The 24,661-nt window shown below is 72.6% G+C and carries 18 protein-coding genes, 2 tRNA genes and 1 pseudogene; 12 read left to right on the top strand and 9 right to left on the bottom strand.

The genetic code is table 11. From position 1 onward, the window contains the following. Positions 1–55 precede the first annotated feature (55 nt). The 3 genes from F7Q99_RS08670 to snpA (F7Q99_RS08680) all read right to left on the bottom strand — a co-directional run bounded on the left by F7Q99_RS08670 (position 56) and on the right by snpA (F7Q99_RS08680) (position 2,391). Positions 56–715 (bottom strand): pentapeptide repeat-containing protein, encoded by a 660-nt coding sequence (locus F7Q99_RS08670; protein WP_153460755.1) that lies wholly within the window; start codon positions 713–715, stop codon positions 56–58. Positions 716–832: 117 nt separating this feature from the next. Continuing rightward, complete coding sequence (gene snpA / locus F7Q99_RS08675) at positions 833–1,453, bottom strand: snapalysin (RefSeq protein ID WP_153460756.1); 621 nt, start codon at positions 1,451–1,453, stop codon at positions 833–835. A gap of 311 nt (positions 1,454–1,764) precedes the next feature. Continuing rightward, complete coding sequence (snpA, locus tag F7Q99_RS08680; protein ID WP_153460757.1) at positions 1,765–2,391, bottom strand: snapalysin; 627 nt, start codon at positions 2,389–2,391, stop codon at positions 1,765–1,767. Positions 2,392–2,608: 217 nt separating this feature from the next. On the opposite strand from snpA (F7Q99_RS08680), the pseudogene F7Q99_RS08685 reads away from it, so the two are divergent. Beyond that, positions 2,609–3,481: pseudogene (locus tag F7Q99_RS08685) on the top strand (LysR family transcriptional regulator); the annotation flags it as partial. A 152-nt stretch (positions 3,482–3,633) separates the two neighbouring features. Here the strand turns inward: F7Q99_RS08685 and F7Q99_RS08690 are convergent. After that, entirely contained in the window at positions 3,634–4,836 is a 1,203-nt protein-coding gene (locus tag F7Q99_RS08690) for a low temperature requirement protein A (protein WP_153460758.1), read from the bottom strand. 454 nt (positions 4,837–5,290) lie between these two features. Next, complete coding sequence (locus F7Q99_RS08695; protein ID WP_153460759.1) at positions 5,291–6,994, bottom strand: ABC transporter family substrate-binding protein; 1,704 nt, start codon at positions 6,992–6,994, stop codon at positions 5,291–5,293. A 326-nt stretch (positions 6,995–7,320) separates the two neighbouring features. On the opposite strand from F7Q99_RS08695, the gene F7Q99_RS08700 reads away from it, so the two are divergent. The 4 genes from F7Q99_RS08700 to F7Q99_RS08715 all read left to right on the top strand — a co-directional run bounded on the left by F7Q99_RS08700 (position 7,321) and on the right by F7Q99_RS08715 (position 11,455). Then, on the top strand, positions 7,321–8,301 hold the full coding sequence (locus F7Q99_RS08700; RefSeq protein WP_153460760.1) for an ABC transporter permease: 981 nt from the start codon (positions 7,321–7,323) through the stop codon (positions 8,299–8,301). 16 nt (positions 8,302–8,317) lie between these two features. Continuing rightward, positions 8,318–9,232 carry an ABC transporter permease gene (locus F7Q99_RS08705; protein ID WP_326846438.1) on the top strand — a complete coding sequence of 305 codons (915 nt, stop codon included), beginning with the start codon at positions 8,318–8,320 and terminating at the stop codon, positions 9,230–9,232. Then, complete coding sequence (locus F7Q99_RS08710) at positions 9,229–11,316, top strand: ABC transporter ATP-binding protein (protein ID WP_326846439.1); 2,088 nt, start codon at positions 9,229–9,231, stop codon at positions 11,314–11,316. Before F7Q99_RS08705 ends, F7Q99_RS08710 begins: the two co-directional genes overlap by 4 nt. A gap of 65 nt (positions 11,317–11,381) precedes the next feature. Continuing rightward, positions 11,382–11,455, top strand: a tRNA-Lys gene (locus tag F7Q99_RS08715). A 64-nt stretch (positions 11,456–11,519) separates the two neighbouring features. Here the strand turns inward: F7Q99_RS08715 and F7Q99_RS08720 are convergent. Then, entirely contained in the window at positions 11,520–12,401 is an 882-nt protein-coding gene (locus tag F7Q99_RS08720; RefSeq protein WP_153460762.1) for an alpha/beta fold hydrolase, read from the bottom strand. 181 nt (positions 12,402–12,582) lie between these two features. On the opposite strand from F7Q99_RS08720, the gene F7Q99_RS08725 reads away from it, so the two are divergent. The 3 genes from F7Q99_RS08725 to F7Q99_RS08735 all read left to right on the top strand — a co-directional run bounded on the left by F7Q99_RS08725 (position 12,583) and on the right by F7Q99_RS08735 (position 16,533). Next, positions 12,583–12,656: transfer RNA gene (locus F7Q99_RS08725), tRNA-Lys, on the top strand. A gap of 402 nt (positions 12,657–13,058) precedes the next feature. Then, positions 13,059–15,365: a transglycosylase domain-containing protein gene (locus tag F7Q99_RS08730; RefSeq protein ID WP_195911023.1), complete on the top strand. Its 2,307-nt coding sequence runs from the start codon at positions 13,059–13,061 to the stop codon at positions 15,363–15,365. A gap of 109 nt (positions 15,366–15,474) precedes the next feature. Continuing rightward, entirely contained in the window at positions 15,475–16,533 is a 1,059-nt protein-coding gene (locus tag F7Q99_RS08735; RefSeq protein WP_326846440.1) for an EamA family transporter, read from the top strand. Here the strand turns inward: F7Q99_RS08735 and lepB are convergent. Further along, entirely contained in the window at positions 16,496–17,263 is a 768-nt protein-coding gene (gene lepB, locus F7Q99_RS08740; RefSeq protein WP_153460764.1) for a signal peptidase I, read from the bottom strand. The two genes, F7Q99_RS08735 and lepB, sit on opposite strands and share 38 nt — an antisense overlap. A gap of 120 nt (positions 17,264–17,383) precedes the next feature. Continuing rightward, a complete protein-coding gene (locus F7Q99_RS08745) occupies positions 17,384–17,719 on the bottom strand; it encodes a chorismate mutase (protein WP_153460765.1) in 336 nt (111 codons plus the stop codon). A gap of 247 nt (positions 17,720–17,966) precedes the next feature. On the opposite strand from F7Q99_RS08745, the gene F7Q99_RS08750 reads away from it, so the two are divergent. Further along, positions 17,967–18,392 carry an OsmC family protein gene (locus F7Q99_RS08750; RefSeq protein ID WP_326846441.1) on the top strand — a complete coding sequence of 142 codons (426 nt, stop codon included), beginning with the start codon at positions 17,967–17,969 and terminating at the stop codon, positions 18,390–18,392. A 397-nt stretch (positions 18,393–18,789) separates the two neighbouring features. Next, complete coding sequence (locus F7Q99_RS08755; protein WP_326846442.1) at positions 18,790–20,727, top strand: putative bifunctional diguanylate cyclase/phosphodiesterase; 1,938 nt, start codon at positions 18,790–18,792, stop codon at positions 20,725–20,727. A gap of 30 nt (positions 20,728–20,757) precedes the next feature. Here F7Q99_RS08755 and F7Q99_RS08760 read toward each other — a convergent pair whose 3' ends face one another. Continuing rightward, positions 20,758–21,849 (bottom strand): LLM class flavin-dependent oxidoreductase, encoded by a 1,092-nt coding sequence (locus tag F7Q99_RS08760; protein ID WP_153460766.1) that lies wholly within the window; start codon positions 21,847–21,849, stop codon positions 20,758–20,760. A gap of 567 nt (positions 21,850–22,416) precedes the next feature. Here F7Q99_RS08760 and F7Q99_RS08765 point away from each other — a divergent pair. Both F7Q99_RS08765 and F7Q99_RS08770 read left to right on the top strand, forming a co-directional pair. After that, the gene (locus F7Q99_RS08765) at positions 22,417–23,004 is read left to right on the top strand and encodes a DedA family protein (RefSeq protein WP_326847182.1); all 588 of its coding nucleotides are present in this window, start codon (positions 22,417–22,419) and stop codon (positions 23,002–23,004) included. A 268-nt stretch (positions 23,005–23,272) separates the two neighbouring features. Further along, on the top strand, positions 23,273–24,547 hold the full coding sequence (locus F7Q99_RS08770) for a polysaccharide deacetylase family protein (RefSeq protein ID WP_153460768.1): 1,275 nt from the start codon (positions 23,273–23,275) through the stop codon (positions 24,545–24,547). The last annotated feature ends 114 nt before the right edge of the window (positions 24,548–24,661 follow it).

A 24,661-nucleotide genomic window follows, 5' to 3' on the forward strand; every position in this document is an offset into this window, starting at 1 on the left:
GCGACACGGGGCTGAACGGCCGAAACTCCTGGAAGGGACGGGCCGGAACGGGACGTCAGCGGTCCTTGACGGTGATCCCCAGCGCCTGGGCGAACTGCGGCGCGAGCTCCAGCAGTTGGGTGGAGCTGATGACCGCTCCGCGCAGACCCTGGTGTCCGTCGGGCAGATCGAGCCGGGCGGCGCCGCGCAGGTCGGTCTTGCTCAGGGTGGCGCCGCGCAGGCGGACCTCCTCCAGGGTCGAGCCGGGGAAGGACACCTCCGTCAGCTTCGCCTCGCCGAAGTCCACGTCGCGCAGCAGGCAGTCCTCGAAGACGACGTCCCGCAGGACGGCCGCCCGCAGGTTGACGGCCTCCAGCTTGCAGCCCCGGAACACCACCCGGCGCAGCGCCGAGCCGTGCGCGGCGATCCCGGCCAGCACACCGCCGGTGAACGCGCTGTCCTGCCACTCGCTGTCGCTCAGGTCGCAGGCCACCCAGCGGCCGGACTGCGCCCACACCTCGGTGAACCGGGCCTGGCGCAGCTTGACGCCGCTGAGCGCGACACCGGTGAAGGCGCACTCCAGGAACGTCGCCCCGGCGGCCGACTGCTCGGCGTACTCGCCGCCGTCGAAGTGCACGGTGTCGTACCGCTCGTCGCTGCGCAGCGGCCCGGAGTGCGGGCGCAGCAGTTCCGCGTAGGGCAGGTCGCCGAGTTCGTCGGGGGCGGAGTACGGCATGGCGGTGGCACCTCGCGGTCGGATGGTCGGTCTCGCCCGCATGCTCGCACGCGGCACTGACAGACCGGCGCGGTCCGGCCGCTGCGCTAGCGGCCGGACCGGTCGACGCGAAGCGGATCAGCCGTTCGCCCAGAGCGAGTTGACCCGGCTGCGCTCGGTGCTGTTCGGGTACGGGTTGGTGCAGGACGGGCCGGGGCCGCCGCCGGACATCAGCTCGCTGCAGGGGCCGGAGTAGTGGTCGGGCAGCCCGAGCACGTGGCCGGTCTCGTGCGCGGTGACGCGCACCGAGTTGTACTGACGGTTCTGCTGGTAGTCGAGGAAGATGTACCCGCGCCCGTGGCCGTCGGTGCTGGCGTACGAGCCGCGCGCGTCGTTGCCCTCGTAGTAGCGGAAGTCGGCGGCGGAGCCGGAGCGCAGCTGGACGTTGCGCACCGAGCCGTTCCAGATCTGCGCTGCCCGTGCTATCTGGGTGCGGAACGTCGGGGCCTTGCTGGCGTCGTAGGTGACGGTGACGGTCGTCAGGGTCGGGTCGGCGGCCTGCTTCGCCTTCGCGGAGGCCATCACCGCCTGGAAGAACGCCTGGTTGTCGGCGGCCTCGGCATCCGAGCCGGCGTACGTCGAGGCGCTGTAGCCCTGGACGGCCGGGCCGGCGGGCGCGGCGCTCGCGGTGGTGGGCAGGGCCGCGAGGCCGGCGGCGAGGGCCAGACCGAGCGCGGCGGACAGCACGGATCGCTTCATGTGGGGGCTCCGATTCCTGGGGTGCGTGGCCGGTGGGGGCCGGCCGTGGGGGGCACCTGGTGAACGGGTGTGTGTGTTCACCGAGCTTCGGACAGCGCGGCGGCGGGGCGGATGATGTCAACCGGCGATAGCACGGTCCAATACCCCTGGAATCGCCTACTTTTGAATCGACTTTGACTCGACTTGACCAGGGCCTTCCCCGGGGCATTCCGTTCCGCGGCCGGTCGGGCTCCGCCGCGGGGAAGCACCCGGACGGCGGGCCCGACCGATCGCGGCCGGACGGCCCGCTGCGCCCCGGTCGGGGCCTTCGGCTACGCCACGCCGTTCGCCCAGAGCGAGTTGACCCGGCTGCGCTCGGTGCTGTTCGGGTAGGGGTTGGTGCAGGACGGGCCGGGGCCGCCGCCGGACATCAGCTCGCTGCAGGGGCCGGAGTAGTGGTCGGGCAGGCCGAGCACGTGGCCGGTCTCGTGCGCGGTGACGCGCACCGAGTTGTACTGCTGGTTCTGCTGGTAGTCGAGGAAGATGTACCCGTGGCCGTGGCCGTCGGTGCTGGCGTACGAGCCGCGCGGGTCGTCGCCCTCGTAGTACGAGAAGTCGCCCTGACTGCTCTCCTGGAGCTGGACGTTGCGCACCGAGCTGTTCCAGATCCGGGCGGCCTCGGATATCTCGCCGCTGAAGGACGGCGCGTTGCCGGTGTCGTAGGTGACGGTGACGGTCGTCAGGGTCGGGTCGGCGGCCTGCTTGGCCTTCGCGGAGGCCATCACCGCCTGGAAGAACGCCTGGTTGTCGGCGGCCTCGGCGGCCGAACCGGCGTACGTCGAGGCGCTGTAGCCCTGGACGGCCGAGCCGGCGGGCGCGGCGCTCGCGGTGGTGGGCAGGGCCGCGAGGCCGGCGGCGAGGGCCAGACCGAGCGCGGCGGACAGCACGGATCGCTTCATGTGGGGGCTCCGATTCGCGGACGCGCCGGACCGCGCATGCCGGTGGGGGCCGGACGCGGCGACGGCGGGCGTGTGGGGGCTCCCGGTTGGGGCCGGGAGTGTGTGCGCTGCCCCAGAGCTTCGACCCGCCCGGACCCGTCGCGGATGATGTCAACCGGCGATAGGTCTGCCCAATACCGTGGGAGTGTCGCGTGTTGACGCCACGTCGGCCGGTGTCATGTCCTTGGCGAAGCGGGTCGGCGGCGTCTATGCTCCCGACGTGGAGCTCGACGTGAGACACCTACGGGTGCTGTGCGCGATCGCCGACACGGGCAGCCTCCGCAAGGCCGCGCTCCAGCTCGGCATGACCCAGCCCTCGCTCACCACCCAGCTGCACCGGATCGAACGGACCATCGGCGGCACCCTGTTCACCCGCGAGCAGACCGGCAGCCGGCCCACCGCGCTCGGCCACTCGGTGCTGTCCCGGGCCCGGCCGGTGATCGCCGAGATGGCGGCGCTGGTCGCCGCCGCGCGCCAGGAGGCCCGGGAGTCGACCGGCGCCGGGAGCCGGCGGCGGCTGCGGATCGGCAGCGTCGGCAGCCGGACGGTCGCGGCCTGGCTGCGCCGGGTCCACGAGCGGCTGCCGGACACCGACACGACCATCCACGTCGACGTCTCCGCCAGTGCGCTGCTGCGGATGGTCGCCGCCGACCAGCTGGACGTGGCCTTCGTGCACGAGAGCGAGGGCTTCCCGCTGCGGGTGCCGGCGGACGCCGAGCACCGGGTGCTGATGGCCCGCGAGCCGCAGTTCGTCGCGCTCGCCGCCGGCCACCCGGCCGCCGCCCGGCCGGTCGTCCACCTCGCCGACCTCGCCGAGGACACCTGGATGGTGGACCCGACCGCCGACCACGAGTACGCGGCGATGCGAAGGGTGTTCACCGAGGCCGGGCTCAACCCCCGGGTGGTGCAGGTGCGGGACAACACCACCGCCGCCGACCTGGTCGCCTCCGGCGAGGCGGTCCGCCCCTGCCAGCCGACCTCCTTACCCGGCCCCGGCACGGTGGTGCGCCCGGTGCACGGGGACCCGCTGGCCGTCCGGCTGCTGCTCGCCTGGCGGCCCCGCACGATCGGCCCGCACGCCCTGGACGCGCTGTACGGCGAACTGCGCGCCGCCTACCTGGATCTGGCCCGGGTCAACCCGGCCTACCTGGACTGGCTGGCCCGGCACGAGCCGCGGCTGCTCGGGCTGCGCCCGGACGGCGCTCAGCCCTCCCGGGCGTGCAGCGCCACGCCCACGGCCACGAGCAGCGCGCACACCAGGCCCGCGGCCAGGACCCCGGAACCGCCGAGCACCGTGCACGCCAGCACCAGCACCGCACCGCCCGGCGCCAGCGTCTGCACGATGCCGGTCTTGGTGTGCCGGGAGTGCAGCAGCCAGACCGTGAACAGGTAGAGCGCGGTGGGCACGGTGACCGTCGCGGTGGCGGCCGTCGCGGAGATCTCCGCCTGGTGCACGGCCGACTCCACCGCCACCTCCAGCCCGGCGCCGATCGCGGCCGCCGAGCCGAACACCACGTAGTGGCCGTAACCCCATGCGAACGCCTGCCGATTGGATCGCAGGTGTTCGTGCACCGGCCGGGCGAAGTAGATCCACCACGCCGTGAAGCAGATCAGCAGACCGCCGATCGCCACCGGCACCAGCCGGCCCACCTCGCCGTGCTCGTCCACCGCCGACTGCACCGCGACGGTCGCCGCCGCCACCGTCTCGCCGAGCACGATCAGGGTGAACAGTCCGTACCGCTCGGCGATGTGGTGGGGGTGCCAGCTGGTCTGCGTCCGCAGCTCGGCGACGACCGGCACGGCCAGCTCGGCCAGCACGCCGAGCGCGATGGCGAACGGCCGGGCGCCGTGCGGCAGTAGCAGCATCACCACCCAGCCGACCTGGCACACGGTGATCCCCGCCACGTACCGCAGGGCCACTTTTCGCGCCTCGCCCTGTTCGGACGCGGCCGCGCGCAGCCACTGGGTGACCATCGCGAGGCGCATCACCACGTAGCCGGCCACCGGCAGCGCCAGGTCCTGGGTGGCGAACAGCCGTGGCACACCGGCCGCGAGGATCAGCACCCCGGCGATCTGCACCAGCGTGGTGAGCCGGTAGGGCACGTCGTCGCAGTCGTACGCGGAGGCGAACCACGTGAAGTTCATCCAGGCCCACCAGATCGCGAAGAACGCCAGCACGTAGCCGCGCAGGCCCTCGCCGTAGTGCCCGGTCGCGAGGGCGTGGGCGAGTTCGCGCCCGGCCTGGCCGACGGCGACCACGAAGCAGAGGTCGAAGAACAGCTCCAGCGGCGTGGCGACCCGGTGCGGTTCGTTCCGGTCGCGCGGGACCATCCGGCGCACCGGGCGCAACTCAGCGGGATGCGGGCCGGGACGCGGGTGGCGTGCCGCGGAGTTGTCGCTGGTCATGGCGCTGCTCCGGAGTGCGGGACGGACGCTGGACTGTTCCGCGCATCCTGGCAGCGGACCGCGCGCGGCGCACGCACCGGCGCGACCGGCACCCGGTTCGCCGCACGACCGTTACCGCCAGCTTTGCCCGCTTTTCCCCTTTTCGTCAGCCGTAGTTGACGTTCCGGTGCGCGAACCGGGTGACAGCGCGGCGGGTTCCGGGCGCGCCCCGCGCCGTACCGCACGACCCGCCGGACCGCCCCGCTAGATTCGTCCCCGGTTGGAAGAGCGCGGGCCCCCCGGGGCCCCACGACACGGGTGGCCTGCGAGCAACGCGGAAGGTCAAGGCGGGTGGTGGGACAGCGGGGGCGGCGCAGCCGCCGACCGGTCCGTGTCCCCACCACCTGCCTCGTGATCACCGCGCTGCTCGCCAGCGCCTGCCACGGTGTCGGTCTCGCCGCGTCCGCGGCGGGGACTACTTCTCCCAGCCGATCTTGGTGTAGTCGGTCGTGGCCAGGCCGAACGCGCCGTAGTTGGCCAGGCCCTTGCGAACCGCCACCACGGTCGGCCGCTGGTAGAGCTCGACGGTGTGGCCGAGCTCCCAGATCCTGGCATCCGCCTGGTTGTAGTACTTCGCGGCCTCGACCGGGTCGATCGTCCCGGCGCCCTTCTTGAGCAGCGCGTCGATCTCGGGGGTGCCGAGCTTGGAGTAGTTGCCGAAGACGTTGTCCCCCACCGGCAGACGGAAGTTGAGCAGGCTGGTGGAGAGCGGGAACGAGTCGGTGTTGCGCCAGCTGGCGATGTCGAACTTGCCCGGGTCCACGTACTTGGTGAAGAAGTCGTTCTTGGGCACCTTGTCCAGGTCGACCTTCACCCCGGCCGCCAGCCACATCGCCGCGGCCGCGGTGGCCAGGTCGATCTGGGCCTGCGGGGTGGAGTCGTTGATCACGAAGTGCAGCTCCAGCTGCCCGCCGTCCTTGGTGCGCGGCTGGCCGCTGCCCGTGTCCTTCCAGCCGGCCTCGTCCAGCAGCTTCTTCGCCGCGGGCAGGTCGAACTTCCCCCACTCGCCCGAGTTGTCCTGGTAGCCCACCTGGTTGGGCATGAAGATGTGATTGCCGAGCGGCTTGAACTCCACCGGCACACCGTTGTTGGCGATCTTGATCAGCGCGGAACGGTCCAGCGCCTTGCCGAGCGCCTGGCGCACCTTCCGGTCCGCCAGCGGACCGCCGCTGCCGAAGGAGATGTGCACCTCGTCCCACGGGCTGGCACTGCGGATCACAGTGTCCTTGGCGTCCTTGAGCTGGCCGTACGCGGTCGCGGTGGCGGCCGCCGCGAGGTCGATCTCGTTGTTGAGGTACGACTGGGTCGTCGCCGACTGGGACATCACCCGGAAGGTGATCTTCGCCGCCTTGGGCCTGGTGCCCCGCCAGCTCTCGTCGGGGACGAGGGTGAGCGTCTGGGCGGTCTTGTCGGCGACGCCGATCTTCAACGGGCCCGCGGTGATCGGGATCCGTTCGACCCAGCCCTTGTTGAAGTCGTCGGCGGTGGCGATCCCGGCCGCCGGGATCAGCGGGCGGAACAGGTTCTGCCAGTCCGCGTACGGCTCGGCGAAGGTGACCTTGACCTCGGTCGGGTCGGCGCCCTGCTCCACGGAGGAGATCAGCTCGTAGCCGGCGGAGTCGGCGATGTTGTAGCCATCCTTCTTGCCGTTGCTGGCCTCCCAGTCGGCCTTGAAGTCCTGGAAGCCGAGCGGCTTTCCGTCCGACCACCTGGCCTTCGGGTTGAGCTTGTAGGTGATCACCTGCGGGGCGGTCGAGGTGACCCCGGCCTCCACCAGGTAGTCCGGGTTCGCCCGGAAGGTGCCGGAGGCGTCGGTGGTGAAGAGGTCCGGCTCCAGGGCCCGCATGATGTCCACGGCGTCGCCGTAGCGGCCGTCCACCTGGAACGGGTTCCACTGGGTGATCCACTGGTACAGCGGGAGGCGCACCTCGCCGCCGTCCTTCAGCTGGTCCAGCGGCTTGGGGTTGATGTCGTTCGCGTCCAGTCTCGGCGGCTCGCTCTTGGCGACGTCGCCGACGGACCCTCCGCCGGCCGAGGTGCACGACGTCACCGCCAGAGCAACGGCGACGGCGAGGGCGGTGGCCCGGCCGAGGCGGCGGACCGTGCTGGCAGCGTCCATGGGTGTCCCCCTGATGTGGTCGACAGGAACGGGAGCGGGAAGGGGAGTTGCGCCCCGCGAGGTGTGGCGGGGCTTGAGCGTGGGCAGCCAATTCGGCACCGGGCCAGCAGAACGTAACAGCCACTCAGTTCTACGACCAGAGGCAGGAGTTGACATCTGATCCAGACGTCATACGGCGCAACACTCCCGCAACGCCACGGCCGTACACCGCTGCAACACTCTGACCTGCTGCCTCCCAGACCGGCCCGCACCGGGCCACCGACCGAAGGCCACCACCCGATGCCCACCAGACGCGTCGGCCCCGCCCCCACCCCGGGCGGCCGTTGATGCTCCGCTACCTGGCGAAGCGGCTGAGCTACTACGCGGTGCTGCTGATCGCCGCCGTGTTCCTGGCGTACGCGATATCCGCGACCGCCCTCCAACCGCGCACCTACTTCGAGGCCAAGGTCCCCCGGCCCGCCGCCGAATCGGTCGAGCGTCAGCTCACCGACCTCAACCTGAACGACCACACCCCGGTGGTCGTCCGCTTCGGCCACTGGGCCGGCGGCATGCTCCACGGCGACCTCGGCCGGACCATCCACGACACCCCGGTGGCGGACGACTTCGGCCGGCGGGTGTGGGTCTCGCTGCGACTGCTGCTGATCGGCAGCCTGCTCGGCATGGTGCTCGGTGTCGCGGCCGGGGCCTGGAGCGCCGTGCGGCAGTACCGGATCTCCGACCGGCTGCTCACCCTGTTGTCCTTCGTCCTGCTCTCCACCCCGGTCTTCCTGGTCGCTCTCTTCCTCAAGAACGGCGCCATCGCCGCCAAGGACGCGGCCGGTCACGAGGTCGTCCCGTTCACCGGCTACGAGACCCCGGGGCTCGCCGGCGGCCTCGGCACCCACCTCGCCGACTGGGCGCTCCACCTGCTGCTGCCCACCATGTCGCTGGCACTGCACGGCCTCGCCACCTACAGCCGTTACCAGCGCGGCATCATGCTCGACGTGCTCGGCTCGGACTACCTGCGCACCGCCGAGGCCAAGGGCCTCACCCGCGGCCGCGCCCTGCTCAGGCACGGGCTGCGGACGGCCGTCATCCCGATGTCGACCATGTTCGCCTACAGCTTCCTCGGCATCTTCACGGGTGCGGTGTTCACCGAGACCATCTTCGGCTGGCACGGCATGGGCGAGTGGCTGATCCAGTCGATCAACGAACAGGACGTCAACTCCGTGGTGGCGGTCAACCTGTTCACCGCCGTCGTGGTGCTCGGCTCCGGCTTCCTCGCCGACACCCTCCACGCCGCCCTCGACCCGCGCGTGCGGTCCTGACCGGAGGTGACCTGACGTGACCACCATCGTCGCGGACGAACCCGTCACGGCGCCCCGGGCCACCGGGCGCGGCCGGCTCGTCCTCACCCGGCTGCTCGCCGCCCGCGCGGCCGTCACCGGGGCCGCCGTCGTCCTGCTGCTGTTCGCGCTCGCCTTCGGCGGCCCGTACCTGACGCCCTGGGACTACGCCACCCCGGACTTCACCGCGCTGCACCAACCGCCGTCCGCCCAGCACTGGTTCGGCACCAACGGGATCGGGCAGGACGTCTTCGCCCAGGTCGTCCGCGGGCTGCAGAAGTCGCTGATCATCGGTCTGCTGGTGGCGCTGTTCTCCACCGTGCTGGCCGGTCTGGTCGGCGCCTGTGCGGGCTACTTCGGCGGCTGGACCGACCGGGCGCTGGTGTTCCTGGTGGACCTGCTGCTGGTCTTCCCCAGCTTCCTGATCATCACCATCGTCTCGCCCCGGCTGAAGAGCACCGGCTGGCTCGCCTTCGTCCTACTGCTCGCCCTGTTCAACTGGATGATCACCGCCCGGGTGGTCCGCTCCATGACGATCTCGCTGCGCGAGCGCGAATTCGTCCGCGCCGCACGGTTCATGGGCGTCCGGCCGCTGCGGATCATCAGCCGGCACATCCTGCCGAACGTCGCCTCCTTCCTCATCATCGACGCCACCATCGCCGTCGGCGGCGCCGTGATGAGCGAGACCGCGCTCTCCTACTTCGGCTTCGGCGTCAAACCGCCGGACGTCTCGCTCGGCACCCTGCTCGCCGCCGGCACCAGCGAAGCCCCGGTGTTCCCCTGGCTGTTCTACTTCCCCGCCGGGCTGCTGGTGCTGTTCGTCCTCGCCGTCAACCTGATCGGCGACGGGCTGCGCGACGCCCTCGACCCCACCGCCGGGACGCCCCGCCGAGTCCGCAGGAAGAAGCCGTGACCACCACCACCGAAACCCCGCTGCTCGCCGTCCGCGACCTGCGGGTGGACTTCGCCGGGCCGCGCGGCCCGGTCCCCGCCGTCCGCGGGGTGGACCTCACCCTGCGGCGCGGCGAAACCCTCGGCATCGTCGGCGAGTCCGGCTCCGGCAAGTCCGTCACCGCGCTGTCCGTCCTCGGCCTGCTGCCCGGGACGGCGAGCATCCGCGGATCGGTGCGGCTGGACGGGCGGGAGCTGGTCGGGCTGCCCGGTCGGGAACTCGCCGCGATCCGCGGCCGGCGCGTCGCGATGGTCTTCCAGGACCCGCTCTCCGCCTTCACCCCGGTCTACCGGATCGGCGACCAGATCGCCGAGGCGATCCGCATCCACCAGCCGGTCGACAGGGCCACCGCCCGCCGCCGCGGCGCCGAACTCCTGGACCTGGTCGGCATCCCGGCCCCCGAGCAGGCCCTGGACAGGTTCCCGCACGAGTTCTCCGGCGGCATGCGCCAGCGCGCGATGATCGCCATGGCCGTCGCCAACGAGCCCGACATCCTGCTCGCCGACGAACCCACCACCGCGCTGGACGTCACCATCCAGGCCCAGGTGCTCGACGTGCTGCGCACCGCCCGGCGGGAGACCGGCGCGGCGCTGGTGCTGGTCAGCCACGACCTCGGGGTGATCGCCGGGACGGCCGACCGGGTCGCGGTGATGTACGCGGGCCGCGTGGTCGAGACGGCCGGGGTGGACGAACTGTTCGCGGCCCCCCGCCACCCGTACACGCTCGGCCTGATCGGTGCGGTACCCCGGCTGGACGGTCGCGGCGGCCCGCTCGTCCCGATCCCCGGCACGCCCGCGCAGCCCGCCGACCTGCCGCCCGGCTGCCCGTTCGCCGCGCGCTGCCCGCTCGCGGAGGCACGCTGCTCGGTGGCGGAGCCCCCACTGGTGGGGACACAGCCGGCGGGGACACGGCCGGCCGGGGACGGCGAACACCTGGCGGCCTGCGTGCGGGCGGCGGAGCTCGCCGAACGGCGGCCCGCGCCGACCGAGGTGTACCCCGTGCCGCGGGTGCCGCCCGCCGCCGTGACCGGGGACCGGGACGCACGGGCGCAGGTGCTCTCGGTCAGCGGGCTCGGCAGAACGTTTCCGCTCCTCAAGGGCACCGTGTTCAAGCGCAAGGTCGGCGAGGTGCACGCCGTGGACGGCGTCGACCTCGACATCCGGGAGGGCGAAACCCTGGGCCTGGTCGGCGAATCCGGCTCCGGCAAGTCCACGACGCTGTTCGAGCTGCTGAACCTCGCCGCTCTCGGCACCGGCCGGATCGAACTCCTCGGACACGACACCGCAACGCTCACCCGCGCCGAGGCCCACCGACTGCGGGCCCAACTGCAGATCGTCTTCCAGGACCCGATGGCGAGCCTGGACCCGCGAATGCCCGTCGGCGACATCGTCGCCGAGCCCCTGCGCGCCCAGCGCGCCGCCCGCGAGGAGATCGCCCGCCGGGTGCCCGAACTGCTGCGCCAGGTCGGCCTCGACCCGGAGCACGCCGCGAGGTACCCCCACCAGTTCTCCGGCGGGCAGCGCCAGCGCATCTCCATCGCACGCGCCCTGGCCGTGCGACCGAAGCTGCTGGTGCTGGACGAGCCGGTCTCCGCGCTGGACGTCTCCATCCAGGCCGGGGTGCTCAACCTGCTGCAGTCGCTCAAGGCCGAACTGGGCCTCTCCTACCTGTTCGTCTCGCACGACCTCTCGGTGATCCGGCACCTCGCCGACCGGGTCAGCGTCATGTACCTCGGACGGACCGTCGAACAGGGCGAGGTCTCGGCCGTCTTCGACCGCCCCCGCCACCCCTACACCCGCGCGCTGCTCTCCGCCGTCCCGATCCCCGACCCCGCCGCCGAACGCGCCCGGGACCGGATCCTCCTCGCCGGCGACCCGCCCTCCCCCACCCGGCGGCACGCCGGCTGCCCCTTCCGCACCCGCTGCCCGGTCTACGCGCGTCTGGCGGAGCCGGGATCACGGGCACGGTGCGAGCAGGAGAGGCCGGCGCTCGCGGGGGACGGCCACCAGGCGGCCTGCCACTTCCCAGAGCCTCTCGTCACGTAGGGTTATCACTCGAATGCGATTCGGCGGATCGCCCCGGCGCCGTGTAATGTCTTCCAGGTCAGCAGGCGCCGCTAGCTCAGTTGGTTAGAGCAGCTGACTCTTAATCAGCGGGTCCGGGGTTCGAGTCCCTGGCGGCGCACAGACAGCCGGAAGGCCCTTCGCGAGAGCGGGGGGCCTTCCGGTGTTTCCGGCTCCGCCCGGGCTCAGCGCGTGTCGAGGATCGCCGAGGCCACCGCGTCGGGCCGGTCGAACATCACCAGGTGCCCGGCCGGAGCGGTGGTGCGGAAGTCGGCACCGAGCAGGGCGGCGAGCTCCCGCTGGCCGGCGAGCCAGTCCTCGGTGCGGCGGGTCCGCAGGCCGTCGTCGGCGGCGAGCACGGTGACGGGCAGGCCTTCGGGCAGCGGCCGGGTGCGGCGCAGCACGTCGAGCTCGGCGGCGACGTCCAGGTAGCGCGCATTCTCCCGGAGCAGCGCGCGCAGGGCCCGGCCGGTGCGGTAGCAGTGCCGGACGAGCGGCGCCGGGGCGAGGTCCTCGCCGCGGACGGTGGAGAGCCGGGCGGTCAGCCGCCGGCCGAGCGGGCCGAACAGGTAGGGCACGGCGAGGGCGGTGGCGGCGCCCGCGGCCGTCCGCGCCGCGAGGTCGCGCAGCCCGGGGGCGGGCAGCGGCCGGGGCGCGGGTTCGACGCTGCCGTCGACGAGGACCAGGCCGGCCGCCCGGTCCGGGTGGAGCCGGGCGAACGCCTCCACGTGGAACCCGGCCAGCGAGTGGCCGGCGAGGGTGCACGGCTCGCGCATCCCGAGGGCGTCCAGCACGGCCCGGATGCGCTCGGCCTCGCCGGCCGCAGTCGGGGCGGGGCGGCCGGTGGCGGGCTCGGGTGCACTCAGCCCGTAGCCGGGCCGGTCGAAGCGGACGACGGTGCGGTAGGGGGTGAGGAAGGGGACGACGAGGTCCCAGTCGAACCAGCTGCTGCCGAGGCCGCCGGTGAGCAGGCACACCGGGCCGTCGCCTTCGGTGCGGACATGCAGCGGGATGCCGTCGATGCGCAGGAAGGCGGCCCGGACGGGCGTGGTGCCGGCCGCCGTCATACCGGCTCCCGGCCGGGGGCGAAGCGTCCGGCGGTGGGGCTTGGCACGTTTCCACCGTAACCGGCGGCGAAGTCGCCCCCAACCGGGAGGAAGCGGACACCTTCGGGGCAGCCGGCTCCACAGCGGCGCTCCGGGGTACGGGGCACCCCTCGGAAGCGTGTATTGTTTTCCAGGTCAGCAGGCGCCGCTAGCTCAGTTGGTTAGAGCAGCTGACTCTTAATCAGCGGGTCCGGGGTTCGAGTCCCTGGCGGCGCACAGACAGTGGGGAGTCTCTCGCGACAGCGAGGGGCTCCCCAACTTTTTTGCCCTGCGGCGTCCGTTTTGCGTGTGATGTCGGTCTCGATTGCCGCTCCGACGGAGTCGACCGGCCCGTACCGCTCGTCCTGGGCAGTAACCCGGAATCGGGACAAAGGCCACCAACCGCCTTGTCCCCGTCTGTGCAGGCTGGCCCGGTCCGGCCGCAGGAAAGGCCGCGCCTTGTCCAGAGATGCCCAGAGCGGCCGTCGTGTGCCATCGATCGGCCTCGGGCCGCTCAAGCGCCTGACGCGCACTGATTCCTCGCCCTCTGCGCCCTCTCCCTACGGGCCCGCGGCCGGTGGCGACAAGCCGCGCCGCCCGAAGCGCACCGGCTGGCGCCGGCTGATACCGACCTGGCGGATGACGCTGCTCGGTCTGGCCTGCGCGATCCTGCTCGGCGTCGGCCTCTTCGCGCTCGGCGTCGCGCTCGTGAAGGTCCCGGACGCACACGCCGCGGCGACCGCGCAGAGCAACACCTGGCTCTACGCCGATGGCTCGGTGATCACCCGCACCGGCCAGACCAACCGGCAGAACGTCGGCCTGGACAAGGTCTCCCCCGTCGCCCAGCACGCCGCGCTGGCCGCCGAGGACCGGAGCTTCTACCACGAGGGCGCCGTCGACGCGCAGGGCCTGGTCCGCGCCGCCCTCAACACCGCCACGGGCGAGGGCACCCAGGGCGGCTCCACCATCACCCAGCAGTACGTGAAGAACACGTACCTGAACCAGAAGCAGTCGATCACCCGCAAGGTGAAGGAACTCTTCATAGCGATCAAGGTGGACGCCACCGAGAGCAAGGACGACATCCTCTCCGGCTACCTCAACACCTCCTACTACGGCCGCGGCGCCTACGGCATCCAGGCCGCCGCCCAGGCCTACTTCGGCGTCGACGCCTCCGCGCTCGACCCGGCCCAGGGCGCCTACCTGGCCACCCTGCTGAACGCTCCCAGCGCCTACGACGTCGCCACCGCGACCCCGGCGGGCAAGCAGAACGCCGTCAACCGCTGGAACTACGTCATGGACGGCATGGTCAAGGAGGGCTGGCTGTCCGCCGACGTGCGGGCCAAGGCCTCCTTCCCCGAGGTCAAGGACCCGCAGCCCAACCCGGGTCTGTCCGGCCAGTCCGGCTACCTGGTGGACGCGGCGACCCAGTACCTCACCTCGACCGGGGTCATCAGCGAGACCGAACTGGCCAAGGGCGGCTACACGATCAAGCTGAGCATCGACCCGGCCCGCCAGCAGGCGCTGCAGGGCGCGGTGCAGACGCAGCTGCACGACACCCTGAACCCTGACAAGCGGAAGAAGGACGCGGCGGCCCAGGCCGGCGCCGTCTCGGTGGACCCGAAGACCGGCGCGGTCGTCGCCCTGTACGGCGGCGTCGACTACGTCAAGCACTTCGTCGACAACGCGACCCGGCGGGACTACCAGGCCGGTTCGACGTTCAAGGCGATCACGCTCGCCGCCGCGTTCGAGAACGACGCCAGGACCCAGGACGGCCGGACCGTCACCCCGCGCACGATCTACGACGGCACCAGCGGCCGCAAGGTCCGCGGCGGCACGGGCACCCCGTACGCGCCGCCGAACGAGGGCGACAGGAGCTACGGCCCGATCACCCTCCAGCAGGCCACCGACTGGTCGGTGAACTCCGCGTTCGCGCAGCTCGCCCAGGACACCGGGCTGCAGAAGGTCAAGGACACCGGGGTCGCGCTGGGTCTGCCCGGCAACACCCCGGGGTTCGACCCGGTGCCGTCGATCACGCTGGGCGCGGCCACCCCGAGCGTGCTGGACATGGCCGGCGTCTACGCCACGCTGGACAACGGGGGCAAGCAGATCACCCCGTGGCTGGTGCAGTCGGTGGACCGCGAGGGCGAGGCCGTGCAGCTGCCCGCGCACAAGACCACCCAGGCGATCGGCGCGGACACCGCGAACGAGGTCACCTCGATACTCCAGGGCGTGGTGAGCGACCCGGGCGGCACCGGCTGGCGTGCGAAGGCGCTGGGCCGCCCGGTGGCCGGCAAGACCGGTACGACGGACGACCAGAAGTCGGTCTGGTTCGTCGGCTACACCCCCGAGCTGGTCACCTCGGTGGCGCTGTTCGGTCAGGACCCGGCCAACGGCTCGCAGGTCAGCCTGAACGGCGTCGGCGGGATCGACGGCGCGGCGGGCGGCCAGTACCCGGCGCAGATCTGGACCGGCTACATGAAGGCCGCGCTCAAAGGCCTGCCGGTGAGCGACTTCCCGGCGCCGTCGAACGGCGACGGCTCCGGCGCCGCGGACGAGCCCGCCACCCCGTCCGCGCCGTCCACCGCCCCGTCGACGAGCACGCCCACGGGCGGCGCGAACCCCGGCGGCCCGACCACCCCGCCGAGCGGCTGGTCGGGCTCCGGCTGGTCGAACGGCGGCTCGAACTCGAACGGCTCGAACTCCGGTGGCTCGAACTCCGGTGGCCCGAACTCCGGTGGCTCGAACTCCGGCGGTGCGACCACCGCGCCGACCACGGAGCCGACGACGCAGCCGACCGCCCCGCCCACGTCGCAGCCGACCGGCCGGCCGACGTCGAAGCCCACGCCGACCCCGGAGCCGACGACGGCCCCGCCGGCGCAGCCCACCACCCAGCCCACGGGCGGGGCGAACGCCCTCATCGGGGCGGGGGCCGCGCCCGGGCAGTGACCCTGGCCCCGTGGGGTGGGTGAATACGCCGTTGCGTACAGTTCTGCGCAGGACCGAATAGCGAAATGGCGCCTTACCGGATCGCCGGTATGACTGTCACAATGCGTCGGTGCACCAATCAACGGCCACGCCCACCCGCCCCTCGGGCCGAACCCTCGGCCTCGGCCTCGCGCTGGCCTCCGCAGTCGCGTTCGGCGGCTCCGGCACCGCCGCGAAGCCGCTGATCGAGGCCGGCCTCTCGCCGCTCCACGTGGTCTGGCTACGGGTCACCGGCGCCGCCGTGGCGCTGCTGCCGATCGCCTACCGCCACCGCGGCGCCGTGCTCCGCCGGCCGGGACTGCTGCTCGGCTTCGGCCTGCTCGCCGTGGCCGGCGTCCAGGCCTGCTACTTCGCGGCGATCTCCCGGATCCCGGTCGGCGTGGCCCTGCTGATCGAGTACCTCGGGCCGCCGCTGCTCATCGGCTACGTCAGGTTCGTTCAGCGCAGGCCGATCAGCCGGGGCGCGGCGATCGGCGCCGGGGTCGCGGTGGCCGGGCTGGCCTGCGTGGTGGAGGTCTGGAACGGCCTGAGCTTCGACGCGCTCGGCGTGCTGTTCGCCCTCGGCGCGGCCTGCTGCCAGGTCGGCTACTTCGTGCTGGCCGACGCCGGCCGCCGGGGCGAACGCCCGGTCGACCCGATGGCGGTCAGCGCGTACGGCCTCCTGATCGGCTCGGTCGTGCTCACCGTGCTGACCCGGCCCTGGGAGGCCGACTGGAGCCCGCTGGGCGGGAACGTGCTGATGAACGGGCATTCGGTGCCCGCGCTCGTCCCGGCCGCCTGGATGGTGCTGGTCGCGACCGTCATCGCCTACCTGACCGGCGTGATCGCCGTCGGGCACCTCTCGCCCCCGGTCGCCGGCGTGGTGGCCAACCTGGAGGCCGTCGTCGCCACGGTGCTGGCCTGGGTCCTGCTCGGCGAGCACCTGGGCCTGCCGCAGCTGGCGGGCGGCCTGCTGGTGCTCGCCGGGGCGTTCGCGGCCCAGGCCGGCAAGCCGCCGGAGCAGGAGGTGGCCCCGGATGTCGCCGCGGCCACGCCGGAGCCCGTCGGATCGACGCTGGAAGCCCGGGAGCCGGTGGCCGCCGAGCGCACGGTCAGCGGCCGACCCAGCCGAACCAGTCGAGGTGGTTGAGCGGCCACACGACGGCCGACACCGGCCCGACCACGTCGTCCACCGGCACGGCGCCGCCGCCCGGGCCGCTCCGGTGGTAGCGGGAGTCGGCCGAGTCGCTGCGGTGGTCGCCCTCGACCCAGATGTGGCCCGCGGGCACCGTCACCGGCCCGAAGTTCAGGTGCGCGCAGGAGTCGTCCCCGGCGTGCAGGTACGGCTCGTCGACCTTCCTGCCGTCCACGGTCAGCGTGGTGCCGGTGCACTGCACGGTCTGGCCGCCGGTCGCGATGACCCGCTTGACGAGGTAGTTGTCCTTCGGCGGCACCAGCCCGACGAAGCTCAGCGCCGAGGTCATCGCGTGGGTGACCGGGTTGCCGTCGATGGGCTGCGGCGGCAGCCAGTCGCCCGGGTCCTTGAAGACCACCGGCTGCCCCGGCTCCGGCTTCCAGCCGGTCAGCGGCGCCAGCTTGTTCACCCCGACCCGGTCGCCGACCCGCAGCGTGTTCTCCATCGAGCCGGAGGGGATGGTGAACACCTGGAACAGGGAGGTCTTGATCAGCAGCGCGACCCCCAGGCCGACCGCCAGCATCGCCGGGACCTCGATCCACCACGGCCGGGACCTGTGTCCGGTGCGCCGGACCCCGCGGCCCCGCCCGCCGCGGGCACGGCGACGGGCCTCGGCACGGCCGCCGGGGGCGGGGGCCGGACCGGCCCCGGCCTCGCTGGGCGTTTCGGGCAGGTTCACCGCCATCGTCGCTGCTCCACCTCTCCGGCTGCGGAAATCTGCACGCTACGCCAACCGTGGAGCCTCGTGAAATCCGGCATTTAGCCCAACCCGACATCATCGGGTGCGGCCAGGGGCGCGGCCCCCTCAGGAGCGGGCGATCGCCTCGTGGTGCCGGATGACCTCGGCGATGATGAAGTTCAGGAACTTCTCGGCGAAGACCGGGTCCAGCTTGGCCCCGGCCGCGAGTTCGCGCAGCCGCCGGATCTGGTCCCGCTCCCGCGCCGGATCGGCCGGGGGCAGCTTGTGCTCGGCCTTCAGCCGGCCGACCCGCTGGGTCGCCTTGAAACGCTCGGCCAGCATGTGGACCACCGCGGCGTCGATGTTGTCGATGCTCTCGCGCAGGCTGGTCAGCTCGGCCCGTACGGCATCGTCGATCCCCTCGGGCAGGCCGACGTCGGGGGTCGTGGGGTGGTCCGTCATCGCGGCGGCTCCCGGAGGCTGGTGGTGGACACCCGGCCGTACGGCGGCCGGGCTCGGGCCCGGGTCAATCTAACAGGGCCCCCGGGGCGGACCCGCACCATTCGGTCCAACCGTCCACGATCCGGACGGCGTACGCACCGCCCGGCGCCCGCGGTGCACCGGAGCGCACCCGGGCCTGCCCGTAGGCTGGTGCGTGCATGACCGGAAGTGACGCATCACCAGTTCCTCAGCAACGGAGGTACCGATCGTGGCAACCACCCGCACCGCCCGCACCGCCTGGGAAGGCAACCTGGTCGACGGCAAGGGGCAGGTGACCTTCGCCTCGTCCGGCATCGGCGAGTTCCCCGTCTCCTGGCCGGCCCGCGCCGAGCAGCCGGGCGGCAAGACCAGCCCGGAGGAGCTGATCGCCGGCGCGCACTCCGCGTGCTTCTCGATGGCCCTGTCGAACGGTCTGGCCGGCGCCGGCACCCCGCCCACCAGGCTGGACACCCAGGCCGACGTCACCTTCCAGCCCGGCACCGGCATCACCGGCGTCCACCTCACCGTCACCGGTGAGGTCCCCGGTCTGGACGAGGCCGGCTTCGTCAAGGCCGCCGAGGACGCGAAGGCGAACTGCCCGGTCAGCAAGGCCCTGACCGGCACCACCATCACCCTGACGGCCAGGCTGGCCTGACGCTCCGGCGGCTCTCGGCGTTCTCCGTCGTCGCCGGCGTTCCTCCGCGCCCCGTTCCCACCCCCGGCGCGCAACCGGCGCCCGGGGGCGCAGGGTTGGCGCTCGCGCCCCTGGCGCACATCATGTGATGTGTACCGGGGGCGTCCGCATGTACCGCCACACTTGCTCCCAAAGAGGGTCGAATCACCCTGGCGGCGGTCACCGCGCGTTGCCACCGCGTCCTATGATCTGCCGCAGCGCCCTGTTCTTCACGCGGGTCTCCACGCGACAGCGCCCCCGCCGGGCGCCCCGCGCCGGACCGACTCCGAGGACCGCGACAGAGTGCGGAGCCGGCCGCCGCAGTCCCGGGTGACCGGGCGGACCAGCAGCAAGCGTCAGCAGCGGACGGGAGCATGCCGTGCCGGGCCAGAACGAGGGGGCCGACGCTCACCACCCAGGCGTGGTCCTGGACGAACCGCGCGAGCCCGACCCCGTCCCGGAGCCGGTCGCCGAGGTGGTCCACGAGGTGGTCGCCGAGGTGGTCCACGAGGTGGTCGCCGAGGTGGTCCGCTGCCCCACCTGCTCGGCGCCGCTGACCAACGGCGCGCACCGGGCCGGCGACGGCGAGTCCCGCTTCCGGGCCGCATTCTGCGACGCGGTCATCGGCATGGCGCTGATCGACCCCGACGACCGGATCATCGAGGTCAACCCCGCCTTCGCGGCGCTGATCGGACGCAGCGTCGGCGAGCTGGTCCGCACCCACCTGCACGACATCATCGACCCGGAGGGCATGCCGCTCCGGCTCTTCCCCGAACTCGTCGACGGCGGGCGCGAGCGGTTCCGGGTGGAGAAGCAGCTCAAGCACCGCGAGGGCCGCACGGTCTGGAGCAAGGTGACCGTCTCGCTGATCCGGGACGGCGCCGGGCGCCCGCTCTACACCCTCGCCCTGGTCGAGGACATCACCGAGCAGCGCCGGCTCGGCGACCGCCTGGAGTACCAGGCCCTGCACGACCCGCTGACCCGGCTGCCCAACCGCACCTACTTCTTCGAACGCCTCGACGCCGCCTGCCTCACCGAGGCCACGCCGACGGAGGGGCGCCGGGTGGGCCTGTGCTACCTGGACCTCGACGGCTTCGCCGCGATCAACGAGACCCTCGGCCACCACATCGGCGACCAGCTGCTGATCGCCGTCGCCGCCCGGCTGCGCCGCGGCTTCTCGGGCCACGACGCCCACCTGGTGGCCCGGATGGGCGGCGACGAGTTCGCCGTCCTGGTCACCGACAGCGCGGGCAGCGCGGAGCTGACCGACCTGGCCGCCCGCATCCTCGACGTGCTGGAACGTCCCTTCGACGTCGCCGGACACCGCCTGGCGATCACCGCCAGCGTCGGCGTCGTCGAGCGGTCCGTGCACGAGACCACCCCGATCGACCTGGTCAAGGACGCCGACGCCACGCTCTACTGGTCCAAGGCGGACGGCCGGGCCCGCTGGACCCTCTACGACCCGGACCGCGGCGCCCACCAGCTGACCCGCCAGCTGCTCGCCACCGCGCTGCGACCGGCCCTGGAGCGCGGCGAGTTCACCATCGAGTACCAGCCGCTGGTCGGTCTCGCCGACGGCGCGGTGCACGGCGCGGAGGCCCTGGTCCGCTGGCGCCACCCCCGGTACGGGACGCTCTCGCCGGACCGTTTCATCCCGCTCGCCGAGGAGTCCGGCGCGATCGTGCCGCTCGGCACGTGGGTGCTGGAGGAGTCCTGCCGCCAGGCCCGGCAGTGGCTCACCGAGTTCCCCGACACCGAGACCTTCGTCAGCGTCAACCTGGCTGCTCGCCAGATCTGGGACTCCGACGTCGTCGCCGACGTGGCCCGGGCGCTCGAACACACCGGCCTGCCCGCCCGGCTGCTCCAGCTGGAGATCACCGAGAGCGCGCTGCTGGGCCCCGGCGGCCGCCCGCTCCAGGCCCTCCAGGCGCTCGCCGACATGGGCGTGCGGATCGCGATCGACGACTTCGGCACCGGCTACTCGAACCTCGCGTACCTCTCCCGGCTGCCGGTGCACGTGCTCAAGCTGGACGGCATGTTCATCGAGGGCTTCCGCGACCCGGCACCGGCGGGCCGCCCGGAGCTCGCCGAGCCGGACGCGCGCCGCAGCGACGCCGACGAGCAGATCGTCGGCGCGATGGTGCGGCTCGCGCACGCCCTCGGCCTGACCGTCACGGCCGAGGGCATCGAGAACGCCGCGCAGGCCGAGCGGCTCCGGCTGACCGGCTGCGACACCGCCCAGGGCTGGTACTTCGCCCGGCCGGGCGGGGCCGACCTCGTCTCCGCCATGCTCCGCCAGGGCCGCCCCGGCCGGTAGCCGGGGCGGTCGGGAGCCGTCGGACGGCGGTCAGGAGGCCGCGGTCAGGCCGTACGCCTCGGCGATCAGGCCGTAGGAGCGCAGCCGGGCCTCGTGGCCGTGGATGTGCGAGGTGACCATCAGCTCGTCCACGCCGGTCCGCTTGCGCAGCGCCTCCAGCCCGTCCGCGACCTCGCCCGGGGCGCCCAGCACCACGTTGTCCAGCCAGCCGTCGACGAAGTCCGCCTCGGCCGGGCTGTACGGGTAGGCCTCGGCCTCCTCGGGCGTGGGGATCGGGCCGGGGTTGCCACGGCGCAGCCGGAGCATCCCGAGGGCGGCCGAGCGGGCCAGGCGGCGGGCGGAGTCCGCGTCGTCGGCGGCGACCGCGCTCACACCGATCAGCGCGTACGGCTCGGCGAGCACGGCGGAGGGGCGGAAGGACTCCCGGTAGAGGTCGAGCGCCGGGAGGGTGTTGGCGCTGCTGAAGTGGTGGGCGAAGGCGAACGGCAGACCGAGGCGGCCGGCCAGCTGCGCGCTGAAACCCGAGGAGCCGAGCAGCCAGACCGGCGGGCGCCCCTCGCCCTTGGGGACGGCGGTCAGCCGGGCGTAGGGGTGGCCGGCCGGGAAGTCGCCGTCGAGGAAGTGGGTCAGCTCGGCGAGCTGCTGCGGGAAGTCGTCGGCGCCCTCGGTGAGCCCGCGGCGCAGCGCCCGGGCGGTCGCCGGGTCGGTGCCCGGGGCGCGGCCGAGGCCGAGGTCGATCCGGCCGGGGTGCAGGGCCTCCAGCAGGCCGAACTGCTCGGCGACGGCCAGCGGGGCGTGGTTGGGGAGCATGACCCCGCCGGAGCCGAGCCGCAGGGTCGTGGTGTGCGCGCCGAGGTGGGCGAGGAGGACGGCCGGGGTGGAGCTGGCGATCCCGGGCATGCCGTGGTGCTCGGCCACCCAGAAGCGGTGGTAGCCCCACTGCTCGGCGCTGCGGGCCAGTGCGGTCGTGGCGGCCAGCGCCTCGGCGGGCGTGTAGCCGACACCGACGGTGGCCAGGTCGAGGATCGAGAGCGGGGCGGGCGCGGTGCCGCGGGCTGTGCCGCGGATCGCCGGGTGGGCGGGCGGCTCGGTGTCGTGTGCCTGCTGGTCCTCGGTGGTCATGCCGTCCGCCCTTCCGGTCGTGTCGGTCACTGCTGCCGATCGGCGTCAACCGTGCGTCCGGGTTCGCTGTTCCCGTCCGGGGGTGTGCCGCAGCACACCCCTGCGGGCGGACGTACGGCCGGCGTGCCGCCGACCGGCCGTTCGGCTGACGGAGAGCCAGCGGGTGAACACGGGTGGCGACTTCACGCCAGAGCGGGAAGTCGCCACCCGCAGGGCTCGCGATCGGCGGCCGGAGTCCGGCAGGCTGGTGACCAGGAGCGAGGCTCGATGGGATCCGCGCTCCGTCGACAAGGTCGTCGGGCTGGACCAGTGCCGATCGATCCATGCGAGCCCCCGGAGTGGCAACCCCGCTCCGGGGGCTCGTTCCATTCCACTTCCATTCCGCGCGGAGTGTGACACGGATCACGACCACCCCGGGTGCCGCCGGCGGCGGCGCGTTCGTCTCCTCACCGTGATCCCGCGCATACCCGGGGTGCTTCATGGCGTCAACAGTCGAGGCGCTAGCGTTGACCCCAGCAGCCACCTGCTCCCCCGGGCGGCGTGGAGGGAGTACGGGCCTTGAACTTCGTGGCGGCGATCGGATCCTCGTGGATCTGCGCCCTGGCGCTGTTCGCCGTACTCGGCGACGCCCTGCTCCCCTTCATCCCGAGCGGCACGCTGGTCATCCTGGCCGTGCTCAAGACGGCGCAGATCGACGGCGCCCCGGTGCTGCTCGGCCTCGGGGTGGCGGTGTCGTCGTTCCTCGGCGACCTCCTGATGCTGCACCTCGCCCGACGCGGCGCCCCGCTGCTCCAGCGGCGGCTCACCCGGCGCCCGCAGCTCGCGGCCAGCGTGTCCCGGGTCCAGCAGGCGCTGGTCGAACGGCCGCGCGGGGCGGCCGCCGCGATGGTGGTGATCGCCCGGTTCGTGCCGGGCGGGCGGACCGTCCTCGACCTGGCGATCGGCCACTCCTGCGCCCATCCGCACCGGTTCCTGCACTGGTCGGCGCTGGCGGCGCTGGTCTGGGCCGCGTACATCGTGACGCTGGGCTGGCTGAACAGCCACTGGTTCGACACCGCGTGGCTGAGCATGGGGGTCTCCTGCGCGGCCGCCACCACCGTCAGCACCGCCATCGCGCGAATAGTACGACGCAACCGGCGACTCGCCGCGCTCTGACCGGAGCTCTGACCGGCCCCGGTCGCCCGGCGGTACCGTACTGATCTGGCAGTGCGCGAAGGCGCCGAGCGTCACAGGACCGCAACAGAGCACGCGTTCCCGCAGCCGGGTCGGGTGCGGTCGGCGTGTTGACTCTCGTCGGACCGGCGACCTCGGCAGCCGTCGCGTCCGCATGCCAAGCAGCGCCGGAATACTTGTCAATTGCCCGATTCGACCGGTACCGCCCGGCGCTGCCCGCACCACCGGCCGTCGGCACCCAGGGGAGACCATGACCAGCATCTCGCGCAGAACCGTGCTCAGTGCCACCGCGGCGACCGCGGCTCTCGGCGCAGTCACGGCCTGCTCCAGCGGCGGGACCGGCTCGGGACCGGGCTCCTCACCCACCGGCGGCAACACCGAGCCCGTCCCGCCGGCCACCCCGGACCCGACCAAGGTCACGGTCCCCAAGGGCACGCCGATCGGTGACGGTTCGAACGCGGACACCGGCCCGCAGCCGAACCAGCCGAAGCCCGAGAAGCTCAAGCCGGGTGAGAAGCCGCCGCAGTTCGTCGTCTTCTCCTGGGACGGCGCGGGCGGCACCGACGACGGCCAGTTCCCCCGCTTCCTCAAGCTGGCGGAGCAGTACAAGGCCACGATGACCTTCTTCCTCTCCGGGATCTACGCCCTGCCCAAGGGCAAGGCCGACCTGTACCACCCGCCGAAGCACTCGGTCGGCGCCTCCGACATCCCGTTCCTGTCAGAGGGCGCGGTCAAGAGCACCCTCAAGCTGATCAGTCAGGCCTGGCTGGCCGGCCACGAGATCGGCACCCACTTCAACGGGCACTTCTGCTCCAGCCGCCCCGACAAGAACGGGGTCAACATGTGGACCCCGGAGGACTGGCAGAGCGAGATCGACCAGGCGATCGGGTTCGTGACGCAGTGGAAGACCAACACCGGCTTCACCGACGTCGATCCGCTCCCGTTCGACTACAAGAAGGAGCTCATCGGCGGCCGTACGCCGTGCCTGGAGGGGCAGAAGGCGCTTCTGCCGACCGCCGCGAAGCTGGGCTGGAAGTACGACGCCAGCTCCTCCGGCGGGCTGCAGATATGGCCGCAGAAGGTGCAGGACGGCAAGGTCTGGGACTTCCCGCTGCAGTCCATCCCCTTCCCCGGACACACCTTCCAGGTGCTGTCGATGGACTACAACATCCTGGCCAACCAGTCCGGCGGCAGCACCAAGGGCGACCCGGCCAAGTACAACGACTGGCGCACCCAGGCCCGGGACTCCTACCTGGCCGGCTTCGAGCGCGCCTACAACAGCAACCGGGCGCCGTTCTTCATCGGCAACCACTTCGAGCAGTGGAACGGCGGCATCTACATGGACGCCGTCGAGGAGACGCTCAAGGCCGTCGCCGCCAAGCCGGACGTGCGGCTGGTCTCCTTCAAGCAGCTGGTCGAGTGGCTGGAGGTGCAGGACCAGTCCACCCTGCGCAAGCTGCGCACGCTCAACGTCGGCCAGGCGCCGGCAGGCGGGTGGGAGGCGTTCCTGGGCACGGCCGGCTGACCGAGCCCGACTGATGCGAAGGCCGGACCTCCTCGGAGGTCCGGCCTTCGCATGTCCTTTCGACACCCGGGGCGCGCTCGGAGTGTTAAACCGGTGTCAATATCACCACCCGCC

Origin of the sequence: Streptomyces kaniharaensis, from assembly GCF_009569385.1 — a bacterium.
Taxonomy (GTDB): Bacteria; Actinomycetota; Actinomycetes; order Streptomycetales; family Streptomycetaceae; genus Kitasatospora; species Kitasatospora kaniharaensis.